Raw genomic sequence first — 251 nt, 5'->3', positions numbered from 1 at the left:
AGGCGATGAAGGACGCGGTAGCCTGCGAAAAGCTACGGGGAGCTGGCAAACAAGCTTTGATCCGTAGATGTCCGAATGGGGAAACCCACTCCTTTTGGAGTATCCATGGCTGAATACATAGGCCATGTGAAGCGAACGCGGTGAACTGAAACATCTAAGTAACCGCAGGAAAAGAAATCAACCGAGATTCCCAAAGTAGTGGCGAGCGAAATGGGATGAGCCTTGCACTCTTTATTTGTATTGTTAGCCGA

General features: G+C 49.0%; 1 rRNA gene. It reads left to right on the top strand.

The features are described 5' to 3' along the window. Nucleotides 1-251, top strand: a 23S ribosomal RNA gene (locus G3N61_RS39335); the annotation flags it as partial.

The organism is Burkholderia sp. Ac-20349, from assembly GCF_017104865.1.
GTDB classification, from domain to species: Bacteria; Pseudomonadota; Gammaproteobacteria; order Burkholderiales; family Burkholderiaceae; genus Burkholderia; species Burkholderia aenigmatica.
This window is presented reverse-complemented; position numbering and strand designations above follow the sequence as displayed.